The organism is Georgenia daeguensis (genome assembly GCF_039537705.1).
Lineage (GTDB): Bacteria > Actinomycetota > Actinomycetes > Actinomycetales > Actinomycetaceae > Georgenia > Georgenia daeguensis.
Genome location: NZ_BAABBA010000007.1, coordinates 161241 through 182150 on the forward strand (window position 1 = coordinate 161241; position 20910 = coordinate 182150).

The following is a 20910-nucleotide window of genomic DNA, read 5'->3' on the forward strand; positions in this document are numbered from 1 at the left end:
AGCGCCGCGCCACCGACGGAGGAGGCCTGTCCGTGCGGGTCCTTCGCATCTCCCACAGTGCCGTCGTCGACGCCTGGCGCGAGCGCGAGCGCGCCGTCCGCCGCCGGGGGATCGACGTCCGGCTGCTCTCCGCGCGCCGGTGGGACGGGGGCGGTGCACAGGTGCCGCTCGGCCCCCGGGCGGGCGAGGACGTGGCAGGAGTCGCCACCCTCGGCCGCCACCCCGCGCTGTTCCTCTACGACCCCCGCCCCGTGTGGCGGGCGCTGGGGGAGCACTGGGACGTCCTCGACATCCACGAGGAGCCGTTCGCCCTGGCCACCGCGGAGGTGCTGCTCCTGCGTGCGCTGCGGCGCCGCCGGCCGCCGTACCTGCTCTACTCCGCCCAGAACATCGACAAGCGCTACCCCTTGCCGTTCCGGCTGCTCGAACGCCGCGCGCTGACAGGCGCGTCCGCGGTCAGCGTCTGCAACTCCGCCGCCGGAGCGATCGTGCGGCGCAAGGGTTTCCCGGGCACGGCGGACATCGTCCCCCTGGGGGTGGACACCGCAGCCTTCGCCGTCGGGCACGACGACGGGCCGGCGGACGCGCCGGGCGGGGACGGGCCGGCGGAGGCCCCGGGCGAGGACGGACCGGACGACGGCGGGGCCGCCCCCCGGGTGCGGGCCGGGTACGTGGGCCGGCTCGCCCCGCACAAGGGGGTCGACGTCCTGCTCGACGCGGTCGCCGGCGACCCGCGGCTGACGCTCACGATCGCGGGGTCGGGCCCGGACGCCGGGCGGGTCCGCGACCGCATCGCCACCCTCGGGCTCGCCGACCGGGTGGTCATGGCCGGGCACGTCCCGCACGAGCGGCTCCCGGACCTCTACCGTGGCCTGGACATCCTCGCCGTCCCGTCGCTGACGACGCCGTCCTGGCTCGAGCAGTTCGGCCGGGTCGCGGTGGAGGCGATGGCGAGCGGCGTCCCGGTGGTCGCGAGCGACAGCGGCGCCCTGCCGGACGTCGTCGGCGGGGCCGGGCTTCTCGTCCCGCCGGGTGACCCGGCCGCGCTGCGGGCCGCGCTCGTGCGCGTGGGGGAGGACGCCGCGCTCGCGGGCCGGATGCGGGCGGCCGGGCTCCGGCGGGCGCGCGAGTGCGACTGGGAGGCGGTGGCGGACCGGTACGCCGCCATGTACCGACGGGTCGCCCGGCGCCACGACGGTGGGCGGCCGGAGCACGGGCCGGAGATCGTCGTCGTCGCGTTCGGCGCGCCCGAGCTCCTCGCGCGCGCCCTCGCCCCGCTCGCCGGCCTGCCGGTGACCGTGGTGGACAACTCCTCCGACCCCCGGGTGGCCGCCGTCACGGCGGAGGCGGGGGCCCGCTACGTCGACCCCGGACGCAACGGCGGGTTCGCCGCCGGGGTCAACGCCGCGCTCTCGGACCGGCTCGTCCCGGGCGGTGACGTCCTGCTGCTCAACCCCGACGCCGTCGTCACGCCGGAGGCCGTCGCCCGGCTGCACCGCCACCTTCTGGCGGACCCGCGGCTCGGGAGCGTTGCTCCGGCGCAGGTCGACGCCGCCGGCCGGCGGGCACGGGTCGCCTGGCCGTTCCCCTCGCCCGCCGGCACCTGGGCGGAGGCGGTCGGCCTGGGGCGCCTGCGGCGGCGGCCCGGCTTCGTCGTCGGGTCGGTCCTCCTCCTGCGCGCCGAGGCGCTCGAGCAGGTCGGCGCGTTCGACGAGCGGTTCTTCCTCTACGCCGAGGAGACCGACTGGGCGTACCGCGCCTCGCTGCTCGGCTGGCGGCACCGGGAGGTCACCGCGGTCACCGCGCTGCACCAGGGCGCCGGCACCAGCACGGACCCCGGACGCCGCGAGGTGCACTTCCACGCGTCGCAGGAGCGCTACCTGCGCAAGCACCACGGCGCGGCGGGCTGGCAGCTCGCCCGGGCCGGGCAGGTGCTCGGCGCCGGGGCACGCGCCGTGCTGCTCGGCGGGACGGCGCGGGCCGGGGCGCGGGACCGGCTGCGCCTCTACCTCCGCGGCCCGGTGCGCGTCGAGGCAAGCCTCGGGCGGCCGCGATGAACGGCCCGGTCCTTCCCGGCCGCCTGCGGAGCACCCTGCTCATCCTCCTGGTCGGCCCGCCGGTCGTCGCCGGCCTGGTCCTCGCCGGCCTGGCGGTGCCGAGCCGGCCGCTGCTCGTGGTCGGTGCGGCGCTCGTGGTGCTGGGCGTCGGGGTGTCGCTCGTCGAGCCGGCCGCCCTGCCGGTGATCGCCATGCCGGCGCTGCTGGTCGTCGCCCGCGTGGATGCCGGCGGCGTTGACCTGTCGGCGTCGGACCTGGTCCTGGCGGTGGCGTTCTGGCCGGCGGTGCTGCTCGCCCCGCGCCCGTACCCGCCGCCGCTGCGCACGCTGCTCTGGCTCTCCGCCGCCTACCAGACGGCCACCCTGTTCACCGTCGTCGCCAACCCCTCGGTGGCGAACACCGTCGAGTGGTTCCACGCGTGGCTGCTCGTGGCCGGCGCGCTCGTGGTGGGCTGGGCGGTCGGGCGGCACGGGTGCGCCCGGCTCGGCCTGGGGCTCCTGCTCGGGACGGCCGCGCTGCTCGCCGTGGGCACGGTCGTCCAGGGGGCCGGCCAGCTCGCCGCGGGCGATCTCGGCCCGGTCTACCCCACGTGGCCGTACGAGATGCACAAGAACTTCGTCGGCACGGTGCTCGCCTTCGCCGCGGTCGTCGCCTACGCCCGCCCGGTGTGGCTCGGGTGGTCGCGGCGCTGGACGCTGGCGGTGTTCTGGCTGGCCCTGGCCGGCATCCTGCTGGCCCAGTCCCGTCAGGCGCTCGTCGGGCTGGGGGTCGCGCTGCTGGTCGTCTCCCTGCGCCGCGACCTGCACCGTCGCAGGTCCAAGCTCGTCCTCTTCCTCGTCGTGCCCGTGGTCCTGTTCGTCGCCTCCATGGTCCGCGACGACGTCGAGTCCGGGAACCGCCACAACTCCGTCTTCCAGCGCATCAGCTACCTCGCCGACGCCTGGAACGTCTGGCTCGCCGACCCCCTCTTCGGCCGCGGGCTGCGGTGGTGGAACGGCGGCGCCGGCGTGCAGCCTCCCAACGCCGAGCTCGAGGTGCTGACCTCCGCCGGGGTGGTCGGGCTCGCGGGCTTCCTCGTCCTGGTCGTGGGCGTGCTGGTGGTCCTGTGGCGGCTCGACCCGGCGTTCGGGACGCTCGCGTTCTCCGTGGTGCTGGTCCGCATCGTCCAGGCCCAGTTCGACCTGTTCTGGTCGGCGGTCCAGGTCTCGGTCCCGTTCGCCGTGGCCGGGGTGTGCCTCGGCGCGCAGGCGTGGCACGCGGAACGGGAGGCCGGTGAGCGGCAGGCGGCGCAGCGGCAGGCGGCGGAGCGGGCGACGACGGCGGTGCATCCGTGAGACACATCGTCCAGATCGCCCCGGCGATCGAGCCGGGCCGCGGCGTCGAGGCCGTGGCGCACCACCTCGAGCGGGAGTTCCGGCGAGCCGGCGCACGGGTCGACAGGTTCACGCTGTCCGACGCCGGCGGCGACTGGCTCCCCGAGCCCCGGGGCGGGATGAGGGGCCGCGCCGGCCACGCCCTCCGGGTGGCCTGGTTCTCGACCGTGGGCACCGTCCTCGCCCGCCGCTACCTGGCCCGCAACCCCGGCGCCGTCGCCATCTGCCACAACGACGCCCTCACCGGAGACGTCTACGTCAACCACGGCATCCTCCAGGTCGCCATGCGGGCCCGCGGCCGCTACGCGGGGCGCATGGTGCGCAACCCGCTGCACCTGTTCACCGCGCTCCGCGACCATCTGCGCTACCGCTCCGGCACCCACCGCCTCGTGGTCAACCTGACCCGCCAGGAGGACCGCGACCTGCGCGGCACCTACCCGGGCCTGCGGCCGGGCACCGTCGTCATCGGCAACGGCGTCGACCTCGACCGCTTCGCGCCGCCCACCCCCGACGAACGACGCGCGGCGCGGGCGGGGCTGGGTCTCGGCGAGGACGACGTCGCCATGCTCTTCGTCGGCCACGAGTTCGAGCGCAAGGGCCTGCCCGCCGTCCTCGCCGCCCTGGCGGAGCTCCCGCCGCAGGTCCACCTCGTCGTCGTCGGGGGATCGGCGGACATGGTCGCCGCGCTCGTCCGCACCGCCCGCAGGAACCGTGTGCAGGGACGGCTGCACGCCGTCGGCGCCGACCCCGAGCCGCAGCGCTACTTCCACGCCTCCGACGTTCTCGTGTTCCCCAGCGCGTACGAGTCGTTCGGGCTGGTGGTGCTCGAGGCGATGGCGAGCGGCCTGCCGGTGATCGCCACCCGGGTCGGCTGCGTCGGCGACGTCGTGGACGAGGGCGTCAACGGCTACGTCGTCGACGGCAGCGCCGCCGAGATCCGCGACCGCGTCCTCGCCCTGCTCGGGTCCGACCGGGTGGCGCTCGGCCGGGCCGCCCGCCGCACCGCGGAGGCGCACGGGTGGGCCTGCGTGGCGCGGGAGTACCTCGCCGTGGTGGACCGGCTCGCGGCGCGTCGCGCCGTGAGCGCGGGACGGCCGCGATGAGGATCCTGCACGCGGTGCGCTCGGACGCCTTCGCCGGGGTGGAGCGCCACGTCGCTTCCCTCGCGGCGGCGCAGGCCCGCGCCGGCCACCGGGTCGCCGTCGTCGGCGGCGATCCCACGGCCATGCGCGCCGCGCTCGGCCCGCGGATCCCGCACCGGCCGGCCGCGACGGTCGCCGAGGTGGCCGCGGCGGTCCGGGGGTGGCGGGGCGGCGACGTCGTCCACGCCCACATGACGGCGGCGGAGATCGCCGTCGCGCTCGCCGCCCCCACCCGGGCGGTCGTGGCCACCCGCCACTTCGCCGGCACCCGGGGCGCCAGCCGGGCCGGCCGGCTCGCGGAGCCCGCGCTCCGCCGCCGCATCGCCGCGCAGATCGCGATCAGCCGGTACGTCGCCGACCACGTCGACGGGCCGAGCACGGTGGTCCCCGTCGGCGTGCCTGACCGTCCGGACGGCCGGCCCGCCGTGGACCGGGCCCGCACCGTGCTGCTGGCCCAGCGGCTGGCGCCGGAGAAGGACGGGGCCACGGCGGTGCGTGCGTTCGCGTTCAGCGGCCTGGCCGCGCGGGGCTGGGGCCTCGACGTCGCGGGCCGCGGCACCGAGCGGGCGACACTCGAGCGGCTCGCGGCCCGGCTCGGCGTGGCCGATGCCGTCACCTTCCTCGGTCCCCGCTCGGACGTCGGCGAGCTCATGGCGCGCGCCGGGGTCCTCCTGGCCCCGTGCCCGGTCGAGGGCCTCGGGCTGGCCGTGCTGGAGGCGATGGCCGCGGGGCTGCCCGTGGTGGCCGCGGCCGCCGGCGGCCACCTCGAGACCGTCGGCACCGTGGACGGGGCGGCGCTGTTCGCGCCGGGGGAGGTCGCGGGCGCGAGCGCGGCACTCGCCGCGCTCGCCGCCGACCCCGCGCGGCGCGACGCGTACGCGGCCGAGCTGCGCCTGGCGCAGCGGACGCGGTTCACCCTGGCCGCCCAGGTCGCCGGCACCGACGCGGTCTACCGGAGCGTGCTGTGACCGACCTGGTGGTGCTCTCGCTGGAGGCCTGGGACGCCGTGTGGCGACGCAACCAGCACCTCGTGTCGGGCCTGCTGGAGCAGGACGAGCGGCTCCGGGTGCTGTTCGTCGAGCCGGCGGCCGACCCGCTCCACGCCCTGCGGTCCGGGCGGCGGGCCCGGGCCGGTGCCGGCCTGCGCGGGGCCACGGACCGCGAGCGGCTCTGGCTCTACCAGCCCACCAAGGTCCTGCCCCGCGCCGCGGACCCCGGCGGGGACCGGCGCCGCGCCCGGGCGGTGGTCCGCGCCGCGCGGCGGCTGCGGATGCACGAGCCCGTGCTGTGGATCAACGACCCGGCGGGGGCGCGCGTGCTCGCGCGCACCGGGTGGCGGTCGCTGTACGACGTCACCGACGACTGGCTCGCCGCAGTGCGCACGCCGGCCGAGACCCGGCGCCTGCGCGAGGACGAGGCCACGCTGCTGCTCACGTGCGAGGAGGTCGTCGTGTGCTCGGCGCACCTGGCGGCCGGCAAGGGGACGGCCCGCCCGGTCACCCTCGTGCCGAACGCGGTCGACCTCGCCCCGTACCGCGCACCGGTGGACAGGCCGGCGGACCTGCCGCCCGGGCCGGTCGCCGTCTACGTCGGCACCATCCACACGGACCGGATCGACGTCGACCTGTGCCTCGACGTCGCCCGCGTGCTCGGCCGGGGCCGTCTGGTCCTCGTGGGCCCGGCCCCGCTCCCGCCCGGCGACCGGGAGCGTCTGGTCCGCTCCGGCGTCGTCCTGCTCGGCGCCAAGGACCGGCGCGAGGTTCCCGGTTACCTGCGGCACGCCGACGTCCTGCTCGTCCCGCACGTGGTCACGCCGTTCACCGAGAGCCTCGACCCCATCAAGCTCTACGAGTACCGGGCGGCGGGGCGGCCGGTCGTCAGCACGCCGGTCGCCGGCTTCCGCGGGAGCGACGACCCGCAGGTCACCGTCGCGGACCGCGCGGCCTTCCCGGAGGTGGTCCGTGCCGCCCTCACGGCGGCTCCCCACCCGCCCGCTCCGGCTCCCGGCCGGGCGGCCCCGGCCGGCGGCCCGGCCGCCCCGGCGGCCGCGGGCGCCGGCGAGCCGGCGTCGGTGCGTGCCTGGAGCACCCGGGTGACGGAGATGCGCGCCGTGCTCGACCGCCTGGCGGCGCGATGACCCTGCGGGTGGTGTTCCTGGACCACACCACCAGCCACGGCGGTGCCCAGCTCGCCCTGGCGAGGCTCCTGGCCGCCGGAGCCGGCTGGGACGCGACGGTGGTGGTCCCGCGGGGACCGCTGGGCGCGTACGCGGGCCTGGGCGGGCAGGTCGTGCGGCAGACCGGGCCGCCGCACCGGCCCGGAGCGATCGGCGGCGCCGCGCTCGCCCAGGCCCGCAACGCCGGCGCCGTCCTCCGTCAGGTCGCCGCGCTCGTCGCGGAGCGGGAGGTCCGCGGCGCGGACGTGCTGTACGCCAACTCGGCACGCTCGGCCGTGTACACGGCGCTGACCGCGTCGGTGCTGCGGGTCCCGTTCGTGGTGCACCTGCGCGACGCCGTCACCCCCGAGGCGCTCGGCCGCTGGGGATTCGCCGCCATGACCCGCCTGGTGCTCCCGCGCGCGGCGGGTGTGGTGGCGAACTCGCGTCACACGCTCGGCGTCGCCGCGGCCGCGGCACCCCTCCCGGCGCTGCGGGCGGTGGTCCCGAGCCCGGTGGGGGACATGTTCGACCCGCCGCCCCCTCCGCCCCGGGCCCGGGTCGAGCGGGTGGGGATGGTCGCGCGCATCGCCCCCTGGAAGGGGCAGGTGCTCCTGCTGGACGCCTTCGCGCGGGCCTTCCCCGGCGGGGACGTCACCCTGCACCTGGCGGGCGCACCGCTGTTCGGGGAGGAGGACTACCTCGCCCGCCTGCGCGAGCGGGCCCGCGAGCTCGGCGTCGCGGACCGGCTCGCCCTCCACGGGCACGTCGAGGACGTCCGCGGGTTCGTCGACAGCCTCGACATCGCCGTCCACTGCGCCACCGCGCCCGAACCGCTCGGGCAGAACGTCCTGCAGTACCTGGCCCGCGGCCGGGCCATCGTCGCCGCCGACGAGGGCGGGCCCGCCGAGCTCGTCCGCGACGGCGACACCGGGCTGCTCGTGGCGCCGCGTGACCCGGCCGCGCTCGCCGTCGCCCTGCGGAGGCTCGCCGCCGACGGCGACCTGAGGCAGGCGCTCGCCCGGCGCGCCGCCGCGGCACCCGTCCCGCACGCGGACGAGCTGGCGACCTCCACAGAGGAGTTCCTCAGCCGCGTGAGGGCCGCACGCCGGGCGCCGCACGCCCGGACCGAACCACCGGCACCGCCGCCGCGTCGAGCCGCCCGGGGGCCGCGGCCCGGCGATCGTCCAGGGCCTGGATCAGCGCGGCGCTCCTGACCCGGTCAACCTTGCGGCAGAATGCCGCCCCGGACGCCAGGATCGCCGGCAGGTCCGCGGTGCCCAGCTCTCGCGTGGTGTCGATGCTCGGCACCCAGTGGTCGTAGCTCACCTGCCACCCCTCGCGGGGCGGTGCGCGCCAGGCCAGCACCGACTGGATCAGCGCCTCGTCGGGGATGACCGTCCGGCGGAAGTACCGGCGCAGCGCCGTGCCGGGTGCGGTCTCGGTCAGGAGGTGGTCGAGCGCCGCCCGGTCCATCGCCACCATCTGCGGTCCCTTGCAGCACGGCCGCGCCGGCGAGAACGGCGTGCGCCACCGGCGGATCCCGAGGTGGGCGCCGCGGCCGCGCGTGACGTGCCGCCAGGAGAGCACCGGCTCGGCGCGGAGGAGGACGGCTCCGCGCACGCGCCTGCGCGCGCGCTCGAGCCCGGGAGGCAGGAGCTGGGCCAGGCCGGTCGCGGGCAGGCGGTACCAGCCGTAGACGTACCGGGTCAGATCGTCGTCGCCCTCGCCGCGGCGGCGCCCCCAGCGAGGCCGGTAGGAGAGCGGGGTCGCCCGCCCGGCCCAGCCACCGCCCGTGGCGAGGAACTCCCGTTCCCAGGCCGCGAGGTCGCGGACCGGGTAGTCCTGCCCGGAGATCAGCACCACCATCTCGGGGTCGACCGTGCGCCGCGCCCACGCGAACGCGTCGAGCGTGGCCTCGACCAGCTCCCACGAGCCCCAGTCGGTGGGCAGGCCGTGCGTGCGCACGCGCACCCGGTCAGCGGGGCGCGGCGCGGCGGAGCGGCGGCCGTCGTGGGTGACGAGGACGTGCGCCGTCGGGCTCGAGCCGGTGACCGCGGCGGCCAGGCGCTCGACCTGCGCCGGGTCGCGGTGGCTCAGGACGACGTACGCGGTTCCGCTCATCCGCGCTCAGCCGCCCAGCACGGCCCGCAGCTCGCGGCCCACGGGATCGACGCGGCACGGGGGAGCAGGGCGCAGCCCCGCCGCGCCGGGGAGGGCGAGGAGGCCCCACCCGATCCCGGCCAGGGTGACGCCGAGCCGCAGGAGCCGCCGGCGTGCCCCGTGCGCGCGGAGCGTGCTGCGCAGCTGCCCGCCGATCCACCGTCGCAGCATCGGGGAGGACGCCCCGGCGTGGCGCGCGAGGAGGACGACGTGGTTGCGCCGGCCGTAGAGCTTGTAGCGAGTGTCGAAGCGGGCGCCGCGCACGTGCGGCGCCGGGCGGTGATCGACGGCGGCCCGCGGCTCGTACACCACCCGGCCGCCGAGGGCGCCCACCCGGAGGAAGAGGTCGGTGTCCTCGCGCAGCGCGGTGCCGGGATAGTCGTCCCGGAACCCGCCGAGCTCGGCGAGCACCGATCGCCGGAAGGTCATGTTGGCGCCGATCCCGTGGTCCACCTCCACCGGTGCCGGGGTGAGCGAGGCGAAGCCGTCGGTGAGCGTGCCGTCGTCGAGCAGGCGGCCGACCGGCCGGCCGTAGACGTCCTCCCCGGGCAGGCCGTTGCAGGTCCGGCCCGCGACGGCGGCGACGGCGGCGTCGGCGAACGCCGCCCTGAGCGCCGTCGCCCATCCGGGGCGGACGACGACGTCGTCGTCGACGAAGGCGACCAGGTCACCGGTGGCCCACCGCAGCGCCTCGTTGCGGGACCGGGTCATCCACCCCGCGAGCTGCGGGGCGTGGACGTAGCGGACGGCGGGCAGCGCCGCGGCGGCCAGGGCGTCCTGCGGCCGGGCGGAGGCGTCGACCACCACGACCTCGTCGATCGCGCGCTGGGAGGCCAGCGCGCGGAGGCAGCGCTCGAGGAACGCGGGCCGCTCGTAGGTCACCACGCACACGCTCAGCCGCGCGCCCGCCGGCGCCGGCGTCGCGCCGGCCCGCCGCACCTCCGCCGTCGGGGGTTCCACGGCCCCCACGCTAGCCAGCCGGGTGGGGTGGCGGGGCCGTTACGGACGGTGAACTCTCGCGGCCGCCTCCCGATACGGACACGCGCCACGGGTTCGTCCCGTATGTTCCGAGGGTGGCCGGCAGCGCGGGTGGGCGGCGCGGGCGGTGGCCGCGATGACGGCGCCGGCCGCCGGGCCCCCGCTCGACCGCAGGCAGCTCCAGGCACGGGCCGTCGACGGCGCGCTGTGGACGATGGTGCACGTCGCCGTGTCCCTGCCCCTGGCGTTCCTCGCCAACCTCGTGATCGCCCGGGTCCTCGGCGTCGTCGACTACGGGCGGCTGTCCTTCCTGACCGCCCTGATGGACATCGCCACCGGCGTGGTCGGGCTCGGCGTCGGCACCGCCCTCGTCCAGTACGGCGCGCGCGCCCACGCCGCGGGCCGCCGGGCGGAGGTGCGGGACCTGCTCGCCAAGACCCAGGGGTTCCGGCTCCTCGTCGCCGCGCCGCTGCTCGCCGTGCTGGTCGTCCTGGTCGCGGACGTCGACCCGGTGCTGCTCGTCCTCGCCGTCGTCTTCGGTCTCGTGGTCCCGGCCGGGCTCAGCGGCGCTCCCGCCGCCCTGACCATCGAGAGCCGGACGGCGTCGGGCGCGCGCGTCGCGATGCTCGGCAACGTCCTCACCCTCGGGGCGGCGCTCACCGCGGTGCTGGCCCTGCGCTCGCCCGACGCCACCTGGGCGGCGCGGCTCGTCATGGGCGGCGTGGTCACGGCGATCGCGCTCGTCCCCGTCTCCCGCGACTACCGGCTTACCGCCCTGCGCCCGCGCCTGCCGAGGGGGCTGCCCGCCGGGTTCTGGCGGTTCGCGGTGCCCGCCGGCCTCTCCGGCATCGTGGCGAACCTCGTGACCAGCCGCAGCGAGATCTTCCTCCTCCAGTGGCTGGCCGACCCGGTCGCCGTGGGCACCTTCGCCCTGGCCTTCGGGCTGTCGAGCCACCTCTTCAGCCCGGCGCAGGCGCTGATCGGCCCGCTCATCCCGGCGGTCTCCGGGCTGAGCGAGGTGGACCGGGCCGCCCTGGGTGCCGCGTTCTCCCGCACCCTGCGGGTGAGCTCGACGGTGGTCGCCCTGCTCCTCGCGGGCGCGCTACCCGCCCTCGCCGCGCTCGTCCCCCTCCTCTACGGGGCGGACTACTCGGACGTGCCCGGGCTGCTGGTCGCCCTCGGCGTCGCCGGGGGGCTGATGGTCGTCGCCGCCCCGGTGCAGGCCTTCGTCCTCGCCCGCCTCCGCGGCGGCCGCCTGCTGACGATCAACCTCGCGGCGCTCGGCGTCGACCTCGCGGTGGCCGTCGCCCTCATCCCCGGCCTCGGGGTGTGGGGCGCGGTGGCCGCCAACGTGGTCGGCGCGGCGACCCGGCTCGCGCTGCTCGTGCGCGGCGAGATCGGCCTCCTCGGGCTCACGGGGCGCCAGGTGGCCCGGTGCGCCGCGCCGGCGCTCGCGGGCGCGGCGGTCTGCGTCGCCGTGAGCCTGGCCGGGTCCGCCGGCCCCCTGCCCGCCCTCGGTACCGCGGCGGCCACCGGCACGCTCGGCGTCGTCCTTCTCCTCCTGGTGCTGCGCGTCACGCGCACCGGGCTCGAGCCGGGGGACGCGGCCGCCGTGGTCGGTGCCGTCCCGCTACGCGTGCGGGGCGTGGCCTCCCGCGCGATCCGCCTGCTCGTCCGGCACGGGCGCTGAGGCGTCCCCGCCCCAGATCCGGGTGAGGGCCGCCAGGGGCGAGCGGCTCAGGTGCGCGAAGTGGTCGCGCAGCTCCGCGGACGCACGCTCGAGCCCGTCGGTCGCGGCGGCCACCGCGTCGGGGTCCGCCGTCGACGTCCGTGCGAGCACGTCCACCAGGGTGTCGCCGGGACGCAGCCGACGACGGCGGGAACGGCCGGGGGACACGACGGTCTCGTAGTCGTGAAACTTGAACTCGCCGCCCGGCAGGGCGGGCTCGAGGACGGTCCAGGCGGCCGGGATGCCGAAGGCGTCGGCGACCACCAGGCCGTGCAACGACGACGTGACGACGGCCGCGCACGAGGCGATCTCCCGCACCGTGGGGCGCGGGTCGGCGTGCACGTCGATCAGCCGGACGTCGCGCGGGTGGCGCTCGGCGAGCTCGAGGAAGGCGCGGTCCGCGCGGTGGTGCCCGTGCGGGACCACGCCGAGCGTCCAGCGCACCGGGGGCCGGCGTGCCACCCGGCCGACGAGGAGTCCGGGATCTCCGAGCGTGGTGCCGCCCGGCGCGCCGGTGCGCTCGCGGGTGAGCTCGCCGCGCACGGCGAGGAACCGGGCGTGCGGAAGGCTCAACCGGTGGTCGTGCATCAGGCCCGACCCCCAGACCACGCCGTCGAACGTGGCCGGCAGGTGCTCGAGGATGCTGCCGACACCCACGAGCTCGGCGCGGCCGGGCACGCGGTGGACGGGGACCACGCCGTAGCGGGGGAGCAACCACGGCGTCAGCCCGTCCCCGAAGTTCGGGTGACCGTCCCACCAGTACGTCAGCACGACCGGGCTGCGCGGGTGGAGGCCGGGGCGGGCGGCTGCCGCGACGAGCCGGCGCAGCGCGCGGATGCGGCGCCGCGGGGCGCTTCCGTACCCGACCACGTCCGGGAAGGCCTCCTCGAGCCTCATGCCGCCTCCGTGCCCTGACGACGGCGGAGGGGGTGCGGCGAGCGGCCGCGGGCGGGGCCGGCGGGCCGGCGCGGAAGGGTTCGGTACAGCTCCTCGTAGGCGGTGGTGGTCCGCCCCCACGTGTAGCCGTCGACGCGCTCGCGTCCGCCCGCGGCGAGACGGGCGGCCAGCTCGGGTTCGCGCAGGACGTCGGCGAGCGCCGCCGCGAGCGCCGCCGTGTCCTGCGGGTCGACGAGGAGCCCGTCGACGCCGTCGGTCATGATCTCCGCCGGCCCGCCGTTCCGGGTGGCGATGACCGGGAGGCCCGCCCGCCAGCCCTCGAGGACGACGATGCCGAACGGTTCCACCCGGCTCGGCACGACGAGGACGGTGGCCCGCGTCAGCGCCTCGGCGACCGCGGGCCGGGAGAGCCGGCCGGGGAAGTCCACCGACCCCGAGATCCCGAGCCGGGCGGCCTGGGCCCGGAGCGGTGCCAGTGCGCCGCCGTCGCCCGCGATCACCAGGCGGGTGCCGTCGGGCAGGTCCGCCCGGGCGAAGGCGTCCAGGAGGAGGTCGAAGCCCTTGCGGTGCTCGACGCGCCCGAGTGCGAGCACGGTCGGGCGCCGGTGCGCGGATTCGGCGAGGGTGCGGCCGCCGCCCTCCGCGGGCGTCGCGAACTCCGCCGGGTCGACGCCGTTCGGCACCACGACAGCCCGGCGGGCGCCGAAGCGCGCCGTGAGATCCTCCGCCACCATCCGGCTGCACGCGGTCACCGCCTGCGCGGCGGACAGGGCGGCCCTCAGGCCGGCGCTGAGCAGGCGGGAGCGGGCGAAGACGTCGTGGTCGTCCATGAACGTCTCCCCGTGCGAGCTCACCACCAGGGGGATCCCGGTCAGGCGGTGCAGGGCGAGCGCGTAGAGGCCGTTGGGGCCGAAGCACTGCACGTGCAGGACGTCGGGCCGGAGCGCGCGCCGTGCCCTCAGCCACGCCCGCCACGCGCGCGGAGCGCCGCCCAGGAACCGGAGCGCCGCGCCGGGCGACCGGGCCGGCAGCGGGCACGGGAGGTAGCGCACGGTGACGCCGTCCACGAGGCGTGTGCCCAGCTGCTCGCCGCGGTCGACGGTCCACACCTCGACCCGGTGCCCCCGCCCGGCCAGCTCGCGGGCGACATGGCGGGTGTGCTCCTCGACCCCGCCGGTGCGGGGGTGGAAGGAGCTGGAGACAAGAGCGATACGGCGTGGACGCACCCGACCCGGCCCTTCCGCGATGGTGCCGTCAGGGTATCGACGCGCGGGGGTCCGCATAGGGGGAACGGGCCGTGCTCGTTCCGGACCGTCGCCCCCGCCAACGCACCTACCATCGGGCCATGCCGCGCCTCGTCCTCGCCACGACGGCCGTCGCGGCGCCCATGGGCGCGCAGGTCTACGAGGAGGAGATCGCCCGCCGGGCAGCCGGTGCGCTGGCCGCGCACGCAGATTCGCGCTGGGCGGTCGACCGGGTCGTGGCGCGGTCCGTGCGGTCGCCCCTGCCGGGGAACCGGCGGCTGCCGATGGGGCGGCTCGGCCGGGCCGGGACCGGCGCCAGACGCGCCGCCGGGCGGGTGGTCTACCCGCCCGGCACCCTGGTGCACCGGATGAACCTCGAGCTCCCGCCCGCGCCGCACGAGGTCGTCACGCTGCACGACGTGGTCGCCTGGCGGTACTCCGACGAGTCGGCCCCCGTCCGCGCGGCCGCCGAGGAGCTGCGGCGGGCGGCGGCGGTCGTGTGCGTCTCGGAGTTCTCGGCGGTGGAGGCGGTCGAGCTCCTCGGGATCGACGACCCCGACGTCGTGCACAACGGTGTCGACGAACGCTTCCGCGACGCCGCGCCCGCCACGGCCGCCGAGCTCGCGTCGCTGGGCATCGACCGGCCGTACGTCCTCCACGCGGGCGGGGCCGCGCGGCGCAAGAACCTCGAGGCGCTCGCCGAGGCCTGGCCGCACGTGCGCAGCGCCCGGCCCGACGTCGACCTGGTCCTCTCCGGGCCCGCCCACCGCCGCCGGGACGAGCTGTTCGCGGGCCTCCCCGGCGTCCACCGCGTGGGACGTGTGCCCGCCGCGGCCGTCCCCGGGCTGGTCGCCGCGGCCTCCGCCGTCGTGGTGCCCTCGCTCCACGAGGGGTTCGGCCTCCCGGCCCTGGAGGCGATGGCGGCCCGCGTGCCGGTCGTCGCCGCCCGCACCAGCTCGCTGCCCGAGGTCGTCGGCGACGGCGGCGTGCTCGTCGCGCCGACCGGTCCCGCGCTCGCGGACGGGCTCGTCTGGGCGCTCTCCGGCGACCGTGAGATCGCCGCGACGGTCGAGCGCGGTCGAGCCCGCGCCGACCTGTTCACCTGGGAGCGCAGCGCGGCCGGTCACGCCGCCGTCTGGCTCCGGGTCGGACGATGACGGCGCAGGTGGGCACGTCGCTCCTGCTGCTGCTCGCCGTCGCGGGCCTCGGGACGCCGGTCGCGGCGCGGCTGGGAGCCGCCCAGGGGCTGCCGGTGGCGACCAGGGCCGCGCTGGCGCCCCTGGCCGGCCTGGCGGCCGTGGGAGCGGTGACGCTCGCCGTCGGGCACGCCGGGCTTCTGGGGGCCTGGCTCCCCTTCGCGCTCGGCGGCGCGGGCGGGGTCGCGCTGGTGCTGGCCCGGCGGTCCTGCACCGCACTCGTCCGCGGCGCCGTCGGTGCGGCGCTGGAGCAGGCTCGTGCCTTCCCGGTGCCGGTGGGGGCGGTCGCGCTCGGGCTGGTGCTGGCGGCGGTGGCGGCCCTGGCCCCGCCGTGGCGCACCGACGAGGTGGAGTACCACTGGCCCGCCCCGGTGGCGTGGGCACAGGCGGGCGGCTGGAACGACAGCCCCTACCGGCACGTGGACGCCTTCCCGTTCATGGAGGTGATCTACACCGCCGCGGCGACCCAGGGATCCTGGGTGGCCGCCCACCACCTGCACCTCCTCACCCTGGTCGCGACCGGGCTCGCGGCCGCCGGGTGCGCCCGCAGTCTCGGCGTGCGGGGGAGCGGCGCCGTCGCCGCGGCGGCCATGGCGATGCCCGTGGTCTGGGACGGCGCCTACGTCGCCTACAACGACGTCGTCGTCGGGGCGCTCGGCGCCACCGCGGTCGCCGTGGTGCTCGGTCCGCGCTGGTCCACCTGGCCCGCCGTGGCGACGGCGGCGGCCCTGCTGGCCGTCGCGATCAGCGTCAAGCCCACCGCGGCGGCCGGCGTGGGGGTGGTCGCGCTGGTGCTCCTCCTGCGGACGGTCCAGGAACGCGGGGCGCAGACGCTGGCGCCGTGGGCGCTGCTGCGCCGCTGGGCCGTGCTCGCCGGCACCGCCGTCCTCGTCCTCGGCCTGTGGTCCCTGCGGCAGCGGTCCCTCACCGGGCACCTCCTCGACCCCGCGGTCACCGGCCCGACGACCGCCGAGGCCGCATCCAGGCTGCCCTCGGCCACCGAGCAGCTCCTCGCCCCGGTCGTGCCGCTCGTCACGGGGGTCCTCGGCTCCCAGGAGCCCTGGGGCGGTCGGACGGCCGTCGTGCTGCAGCTGCTGCTCGTCCCGGCCCTGGTCCACGTGCTGCGGCGGCGCGGGGACACGCTCCGCCGGTTCACGCTGGTGGCCCTGCCGGCCTGGGCCCACTGGGTCGTTCTCGGGCTGGTGACCGTGCGGACGCGGTTCCACATCGTCACCTGGGTGCTGCTCGTCGTCGCCGTCCGGGCAGCGGTCGAGGACGCCTCGGAGAACCGGCCCCGGCTCCGGGGGTGGCTCGAGGTGGTGTGGACGCTCGCCGTGGTCGCGGGCATGCTCGACGTCTCTCTCGAGATGGTCCGCCTCATCGGCGCGCGCGTGTGGTGACCGGGCCGGCCGCCGCTCAGGCGGCGTCCAGCGCGATGCCGGGCGCCAACGCCGACGCCGACGCCGGCACCAGTTCCGGGGCGAGCGCGAGCGGCTGACGCTCCTCTCCCACGGCCGCCACGATCTCGCGCAGCCGCGCGCAGAACCGGTCCTCCCCGAAGGTCGCCACGTGCGCGGCGATCCGCCGGGCGCTCCACGAGCGTCCGAGCGCCTCCTCGATCGCGTCCGCGATCGCCGTCGGCTCCGGGGCGTCGAAGAACAGCCCCGTCCGGCCCGGCACCACCGTGTCCAGGTAGCCGCCGTCGCCGAGCACCACCGAGGGCTTGCCGAAGGCGCCGGCCTCGAGCGGCGAGAGCCCGTAGTCCTCGAACGAGGCGGCCACGAGCGCGGCGGTGCTGCGGTAGAGCCAGCGCAGCTCGTCGTCGTCGACGCGCCCGAGCAGCCGCACGCGCGGCCCGGCGAGGGCCTCGAGCCGGGCGCGGTCCGGGCCGGCGCCGACCACCACGAGCCGAACCCCGGGCAGGGCGTTGACGGCCTCGACGATCACGTCGACGTTCTTGTAGGGCATCAGCCGGGCCACGCACAGCAGGAAGCCCGGTTCGACGCCGTCGACCCGACGCTCGGGTCCTCCCGGCAGCAGCGCCGGCGGCGGCGGCAGCACCTCGGCCCGGATGCCGTACACCTCGGCCACCGCGCGCTGGGTGACGGTGGAGTTCGCCAGGTACAGGTCGGCCCGCGCCGCCGCCGCCGCGTCCCAGCGGCGCATCCCGGGAGCCAGGGCGGCCAGGGCGGCGCCCATCCCGGCCCGCCGCGCCCGCCCCACCGCTCCGGCGCCAGCGTGCGAGCCGAGGTAACGCTCGGTCTGGTAGAGCCAGCGCGCCGGCGCGTGGCAGTACACCACCGTCCGCGCGGCCCCCCGGTAACCGTGCGCCCATCCCGTCGAGCTCGCCAGCAGCACGTCCCCCTCGACCCGGTCGGCGTCGACGGCGGAGGCGAGCAGGGGCATGGCGAGGCGGTGGTAGCGGCGCAGCAGCGCGTGCTTGTCCAGCCGCGTGGTCCGCAGGTCCAGCCGGCCGAACTCGGGGAAGGTGCCGGCCGGGTCGTACAGCGTCGTGTGCATCGGTGCGCCGGGGAAGGCCCGGGCGAGCATCAGGGCCACCCGTTCGGCGCCGCCGCGCTGGGTGGCGTAGTCGTGAGCGAGCACAACGGTGGACATGGTGACCCCTGGCGTCCGGAACGGATCTGGTGCGCTCATTCAGTCGGCGACCGGCCGCATCTGGGTCCGCAATTCCGGCCGATGCCCGGACGATCCACGACGCTCGCCCGGAGGGTGGCGGGTGGGTGACGCGGGGTGGGCACCGCCTCGCCGGCCTCCGGTGCGTCGCCCGGGCCCTCCCGACGGCGGGATCTCCGGGCGACGGCGCAGCGCCGGTTTGCCGCCGTCCCGCGCCGCTCGTCCCCGCCTCACCTCGGGGTGAGCCGGGTCACCCCGCCTCACCCCCGGCCCCGGCCGGGGCGAGAGGGGGCCTTTCACCCGCAGATCAGCGCCGAGGGCCCGTCGGCCCCCACCGATCGCTGGTGCGCTGGATCTCTCCAACGACAGCAAGGACACGGGGATGCTCCAGCGAGCCGCACATCGCTCGGCCAGGGTGACGAGCCCGGCCGTGGCGGCGCGCGTGCTGGTGAGCCCCCTCGCACCGGTCGCCGTGCCAGGCGTCGCTGTGCCCGGCCTCGCCCCCCGGCGTCGGGCCGCGGCCGGCACGGCGACCATCTCGTGGGACCGTCGCTACCGCCGGGGGCTGATGCTCACCGACGCGGCGGCCGTGGCCGCTGCGCTCGTGATCGCGCAGCTCACCCGTTTCGGCGGGGGAGCGGCGCAGCTGAGCGTCGCCGGGCACGGTGTGGACTACCCGCTGGTCGGGCTGACCATCGCCGTCGTCTGGCTGGCCGCCCTCGGGGCGAGCGACACCCGCAAGCGCCACGTGGCCGGCGCGGGCTCGGAGGAGTACCGCCGCGTGCTCGCCGCGACCCTCTCGGCGTTCGGGCTGCTCGCGATCCTCTCCTACCTCGGCGCGGTGCAGCTCTCGCGCTTCTACTTCGTCGTCGCCCTCCCCGTGGGGCTGGTCCTGGTGCTCGGCGCGCGGCTCGCGTGGCGCCTGCGGCTGGGCAGGGTGCGTGCGCAGGGGCACGCCATGACGGGCGCGGTCGTCGTCGGTGGACCGGGGGAGGTGGCTGCCGCGGTCGCGGAGATGCGCCGCCACCCCGAGGCCGGCTACGTACCCGTCGCCGTCGCCCTGACCACAGAGGGGGCGACGGCGGAGCCGGCGGAGGCACGGACCACCGGTCTGCGGCGGTTCCCGGTCGGCGACCTCCGCGCAGCCGCCCGGGACCCACGCGTCGGCGCCGTGCTGGTGGCCGGCGGGATGCCGCGTGAGAGCGTGCGGGCCCTCGCCTGGGACCTCGAGACCAGCCGCACGGAGCTGCTGCTGGTCTCGCAGCTCACCGACGTGGCAGGTCCGCGCCTCCACCAGAGCCCGGTCGACGGGCTGGCCGTGGTGCACGTGGACCTCCCCCGATTCTCGGGGGGCGCGCACGCGCTGAAGAGGGCCATGGACATCGTCCTGTCCGCCGCGGCGCTCGTGCTCCTCGCCCCCCTCTACGCCGCCGTCGCCCTCGCCGTCCGGCTCGACGACGGCGGGCCGGTCCTGTTCCGCCAGGAACGGGTGGGGCAGCACGGCGTCCCGTTCGTCATGCACAAGTTCCGCTCCATGACGCTCGACGCCGAGGCGCGGCTGGCGGAGGTGCGCGAGCTGGCCGCCGCGGACCGGGTGCTGTTCAAGCTCGCGGACGACCCGCGCGTCACCCGCGTGGGCCGGCTCCTGCGGCGGTACTCCCTCGACGAGCTCCCGCAGTTCTGGGACGTGCTGCGCGGCCGGATGAGCGTGGTCGGCCCGAGGCCGCCGCTGCCCGCCGAGGTGCGCGCCTACCAGCGCCACGTGCACCGGCGTCTGCTCATCAAGCCGGGGGTCACCGGGCTGTGGCAGGTCTCGGGGCGGTCCGACCTGGGGTGGGACGACGGCGTCCGGCTGGACCTGCGCTACGTGGAGAACTGGTCCGTCAGCGGCGATCTCGTCCTCGTCCTGCGCACCGTCCGTGCCGTCCTGGGAGGTCGCGGTGCGTACTAGCCGGCGGGCGGGCCCGCTCCTGCGCGTCACGGCCGTCGCCGCCCTGCTGCTGGTCAACGCGGTGCTCGCCGCGACGCTGCTGCGCCCCGAGCTCGTGCCGTGGGACGTCGCGACCGGCCCGGCGCCGGCCGCTGCGGCGGGGGCAGACGCCTCCGCCGCGAACCGGGGTGCCGACGCGCCCCCGCCGGAAGGACCCTGACATGGCGACCGACACCAGGCCCCCGAGCAGCCCCGGGCTGCCCCGCTCCCACGCCGCGGTGGCACCCCCCGCGAGCAACGACGACCCGACCACCCTGCTCGACCGGCCGGAGCCCCCCGGCCGGCGCGCGGGGCGCGGGGCGGCGCGGACCGCGGTCGTCGTCGCGCTCGCGATCCTGGTCGCCGTCGCCGGGGCGGGCGTCGCGGGCGTCTCCTACCTGCAGGGGCGGCTGGAGGCCGGCATCGAGCGGATCGGGGACCCGTTCACGGAGATCGCGGACCGGCCCGTGAGCACCCCCCGGACGGTGGTCGAGGCGGACGGTGCGGCCGTCACGCTGCCGCCGCCGGTGAACATCCTCATCCTCGGGTCTGACAGCCGGATCTCCGCGGGCGACCCGAGCAGCTGGACGGCCGGGGCCCAGCGCACCGACGCGATCATGCTCGCGCAGGTCTCGGGCGACCGGAAGAGCCTGACGATCATGTCGATCCCGCGCGACTCGTGGGTCCCGATCCCCGGGCACGGCACGGCCAAGATCAACGCGGCGTTCTCCTGGGGCGGTCCCACGCTGATGATCCAGACCGTCGAGCAGCTGACGGGGGTGCGGATCGACCACTTCGCCGTCGCCGACTTCGAGTCCTTCTCCGAGCTCACCGACGAGCTGGGCGGCGTGGAGATCAGGCTCGAGCAGCCGCTGGCGGTGGACGGAGTCACTCTCGACGAGGGCACCCACCTGCTCGACGGCGCGCAGGCGCTCACCTACGCCCGTGAGCGCTACAACGTGCCCGGCGGCGACTTCGGGCGGGTGCAGCGTCAGCAGAACTGGATGCGCGGCATCATGCGGGCGATCTTCGACCGCGACGTGCTCACGGACCCGGCGCGGCTGATGTCTACCCTGGAGGCGGTCACCCGCTCGCTCTCCCTGGACGACGGTCTGACGATCGCGAGGATGCGTGACCTGGCCATCAGTGCGCGCGAGCTGCGCCCCGACTCCGTCCGGTTCATCACCGCGCCGTACATCGGCACCGGCTGGAGCCCGGACGGGAAGCAGTCCATCGTCCTGCTCGACGAGCCGGCGCTGAGGACCGTCACCACCGCGTTCGCCGAGGACCGCATCGGCGAGTACCTCGCCGAGCACCCGGCCGCGGCACCCGCCCTCGGCGGTTACGTGCCCTAGGTGTACTGCCCCGCCAGG

General features: G+C 77.2%; 16 protein-coding genes. 12 read left to right on the forward strand and 4 right to left on the reverse strand.

Annotated elements, in window-relative coordinates; genetic code table 11:
- Positions 1-32: 32 nt before the first annotated feature.
- Genes ABD774_RS09110 through ABD774_RS09135 form a run of 6 tightly spaced genes read left to right on the forward strand, consistent with a single transcriptional unit; the run spans position 33 to position 7944 of the window.
- A complete protein-coding gene (locus ABD774_RS09110; RefSeq protein ID WP_345040104.1) occupies positions 33-2057 on the forward strand; it encodes a glycosyltransferase in 2025 nt (674 codons plus the stop codon).
- On the forward strand, positions 2054-3391 hold the full coding sequence (locus tag ABD774_RS09115; protein WP_345040106.1) for an O-antigen ligase family protein: 1338 nt from the start codon (positions 2054-2056) through the stop codon (positions 3389-3391). Before ABD774_RS09110 ends, ABD774_RS09115 begins: the two co-directional genes overlap by 4 nt.
- The gene (locus tag ABD774_RS09120; protein ID WP_345040108.1) at positions 3388-4533 is read left to right on the forward strand and encodes a glycosyltransferase family 4 protein; all 1146 of its coding nucleotides are present in this window, start codon (positions 3388-3390) and stop codon (positions 4531-4533) included. The genes ABD774_RS09115 and ABD774_RS09120 overlap by 4 nt, the downstream gene beginning before the upstream one ends.
- Entirely contained in the window at positions 4530-5540 is a 1011-nt protein-coding gene (locus ABD774_RS09125; RefSeq protein ID WP_345040110.1) for a glycosyltransferase family 4 protein, read from the forward strand. The genes ABD774_RS09120 and ABD774_RS09125 overlap by 4 nt, the downstream gene beginning before the upstream one ends.
- A complete protein-coding gene (locus ABD774_RS09130; RefSeq protein ID WP_345040112.1) occupies positions 5537-6709 on the forward strand; it encodes a glycosyltransferase in 1173 nt (390 codons plus the stop codon). The genes ABD774_RS09125 and ABD774_RS09130 overlap by 4 nt, the downstream gene beginning before the upstream one ends.
- Positions 6706-7944 carry a glycosyltransferase family 4 protein gene (locus ABD774_RS09135; protein ID WP_345040113.1) on the forward strand — a complete coding sequence of 413 codons (1239 nt, stop codon included), beginning with the start codon at positions 6706-6708 and terminating at the stop codon, positions 7942-7944. Before ABD774_RS09130 ends, ABD774_RS09135 begins: the two co-directional genes overlap by 4 nt.
- A gap of 913 nt (positions 7945-8857) precedes the next feature.
- Here ABD774_RS09135 and ABD774_RS09140 read toward each other — a convergent pair.
- Positions 8858-9850: a glycosyltransferase family 2 protein gene (locus ABD774_RS09140; protein WP_345040115.1), complete on the reverse strand. Its 993-nt coding sequence runs from the start codon at positions 9848-9850 to the stop codon at positions 8858-8860.
- Positions 9851-10004: 154 nt separating this feature from the next.
- On the opposite strand from ABD774_RS09140, the gene ABD774_RS09145 reads away from it, so the two are divergent.
- Positions 10005-11558: an oligosaccharide flippase family protein gene (locus ABD774_RS09145; protein WP_345040118.1), complete on the forward strand. Its 1554-nt coding sequence runs from the start codon at positions 10005-10007 to the stop codon at positions 11556-11558.
- Here the strand turns inward: ABD774_RS09145 and ABD774_RS09150 are convergent.
- Both ABD774_RS09150 and ABD774_RS09155 read right to left on the reverse strand, forming a co-directional pair.
- Positions 11499-12494: a polysaccharide pyruvyl transferase family protein gene (locus ABD774_RS09150; protein ID WP_345040120.1), complete on the reverse strand. Its 996-nt coding sequence runs from the start codon at positions 12492-12494 to the stop codon at positions 11499-11501. The genes ABD774_RS09145 and ABD774_RS09150 overlap by 60 nt on opposite strands.
- The gene (locus tag ABD774_RS09155; RefSeq protein WP_345040122.1) at positions 12491-13720 is read right to left on the reverse strand and encodes a glycosyltransferase family 4 protein; all 1230 of its coding nucleotides are present in this window, start codon (positions 13718-13720) and stop codon (positions 12491-12493) included. The genes ABD774_RS09150 and ABD774_RS09155 overlap by 4 nt, the downstream gene beginning before the upstream one ends.
- A gap of 119 nt (positions 13721-13839) precedes the next feature.
- Here ABD774_RS09155 and ABD774_RS09160 point away from each other — a divergent pair, with 119 nt between their 5' ends.
- Both ABD774_RS09160 and ABD774_RS09165 read left to right on the forward strand, forming a co-directional pair.
- Positions 13840-14895: a glycosyltransferase gene (locus ABD774_RS09160; RefSeq protein ID WP_345040125.1), complete on the forward strand. Its 1056-nt coding sequence runs from the start codon at positions 13840-13842 to the stop codon at positions 14893-14895.
- Positions 14892-16334, forward strand: a complete 1443-nt coding sequence (locus ABD774_RS09165; protein WP_345040127.1) for a hypothetical protein — start codon at positions 14892-14894, stop codon at positions 16332-16334. Before ABD774_RS09160 ends, ABD774_RS09165 begins: the two co-directional genes overlap by 4 nt.
- Before the next feature lie 16 nt (positions 16335-16350).
- Here the strand turns inward: ABD774_RS09165 and ABD774_RS09170 are convergent, their stop codons facing one another.
- A complete protein-coding gene (locus tag ABD774_RS09170; RefSeq protein WP_345040129.1) occupies positions 16351-17550 on the reverse strand; it encodes a glycosyltransferase in 1200 nt (399 codons plus the stop codon).
- 400 nt (positions 17551-17950) lie between these two features.
- On the opposite strand from ABD774_RS09170, the gene ABD774_RS09175 reads away from it, so the two are divergent.
- Genes ABD774_RS09175 through ABD774_RS09185 form a run of 3 tightly spaced genes read left to right on the forward strand, consistent with a single transcriptional unit; the run spans position 17951 to position 20892 of the window.
- Positions 17951-19519, forward strand: coding sequence for a sugar transferase (locus tag ABD774_RS09175; protein ID WP_345040132.1), 1569 nt, complete (start codon positions 17951-17953; stop codon positions 19517-19519).
- Positions 19509-19718, forward strand: coding sequence for a hypothetical protein (locus ABD774_RS09180; protein ID WP_345040134.1), 210 nt, complete (start codon positions 19509-19511; stop codon positions 19716-19718). Before ABD774_RS09175 ends, ABD774_RS09180 begins: the two co-directional genes overlap by 11 nt.
- Position 19719: 1 nt before the next feature.
- Entirely contained in the window at positions 19720-20892 is a 1173-nt protein-coding gene (locus tag ABD774_RS09185; protein WP_345040136.1) for an LCP family protein, read from the forward strand.
- Positions 20893-20910 lie beyond the last annotated feature (18 nt).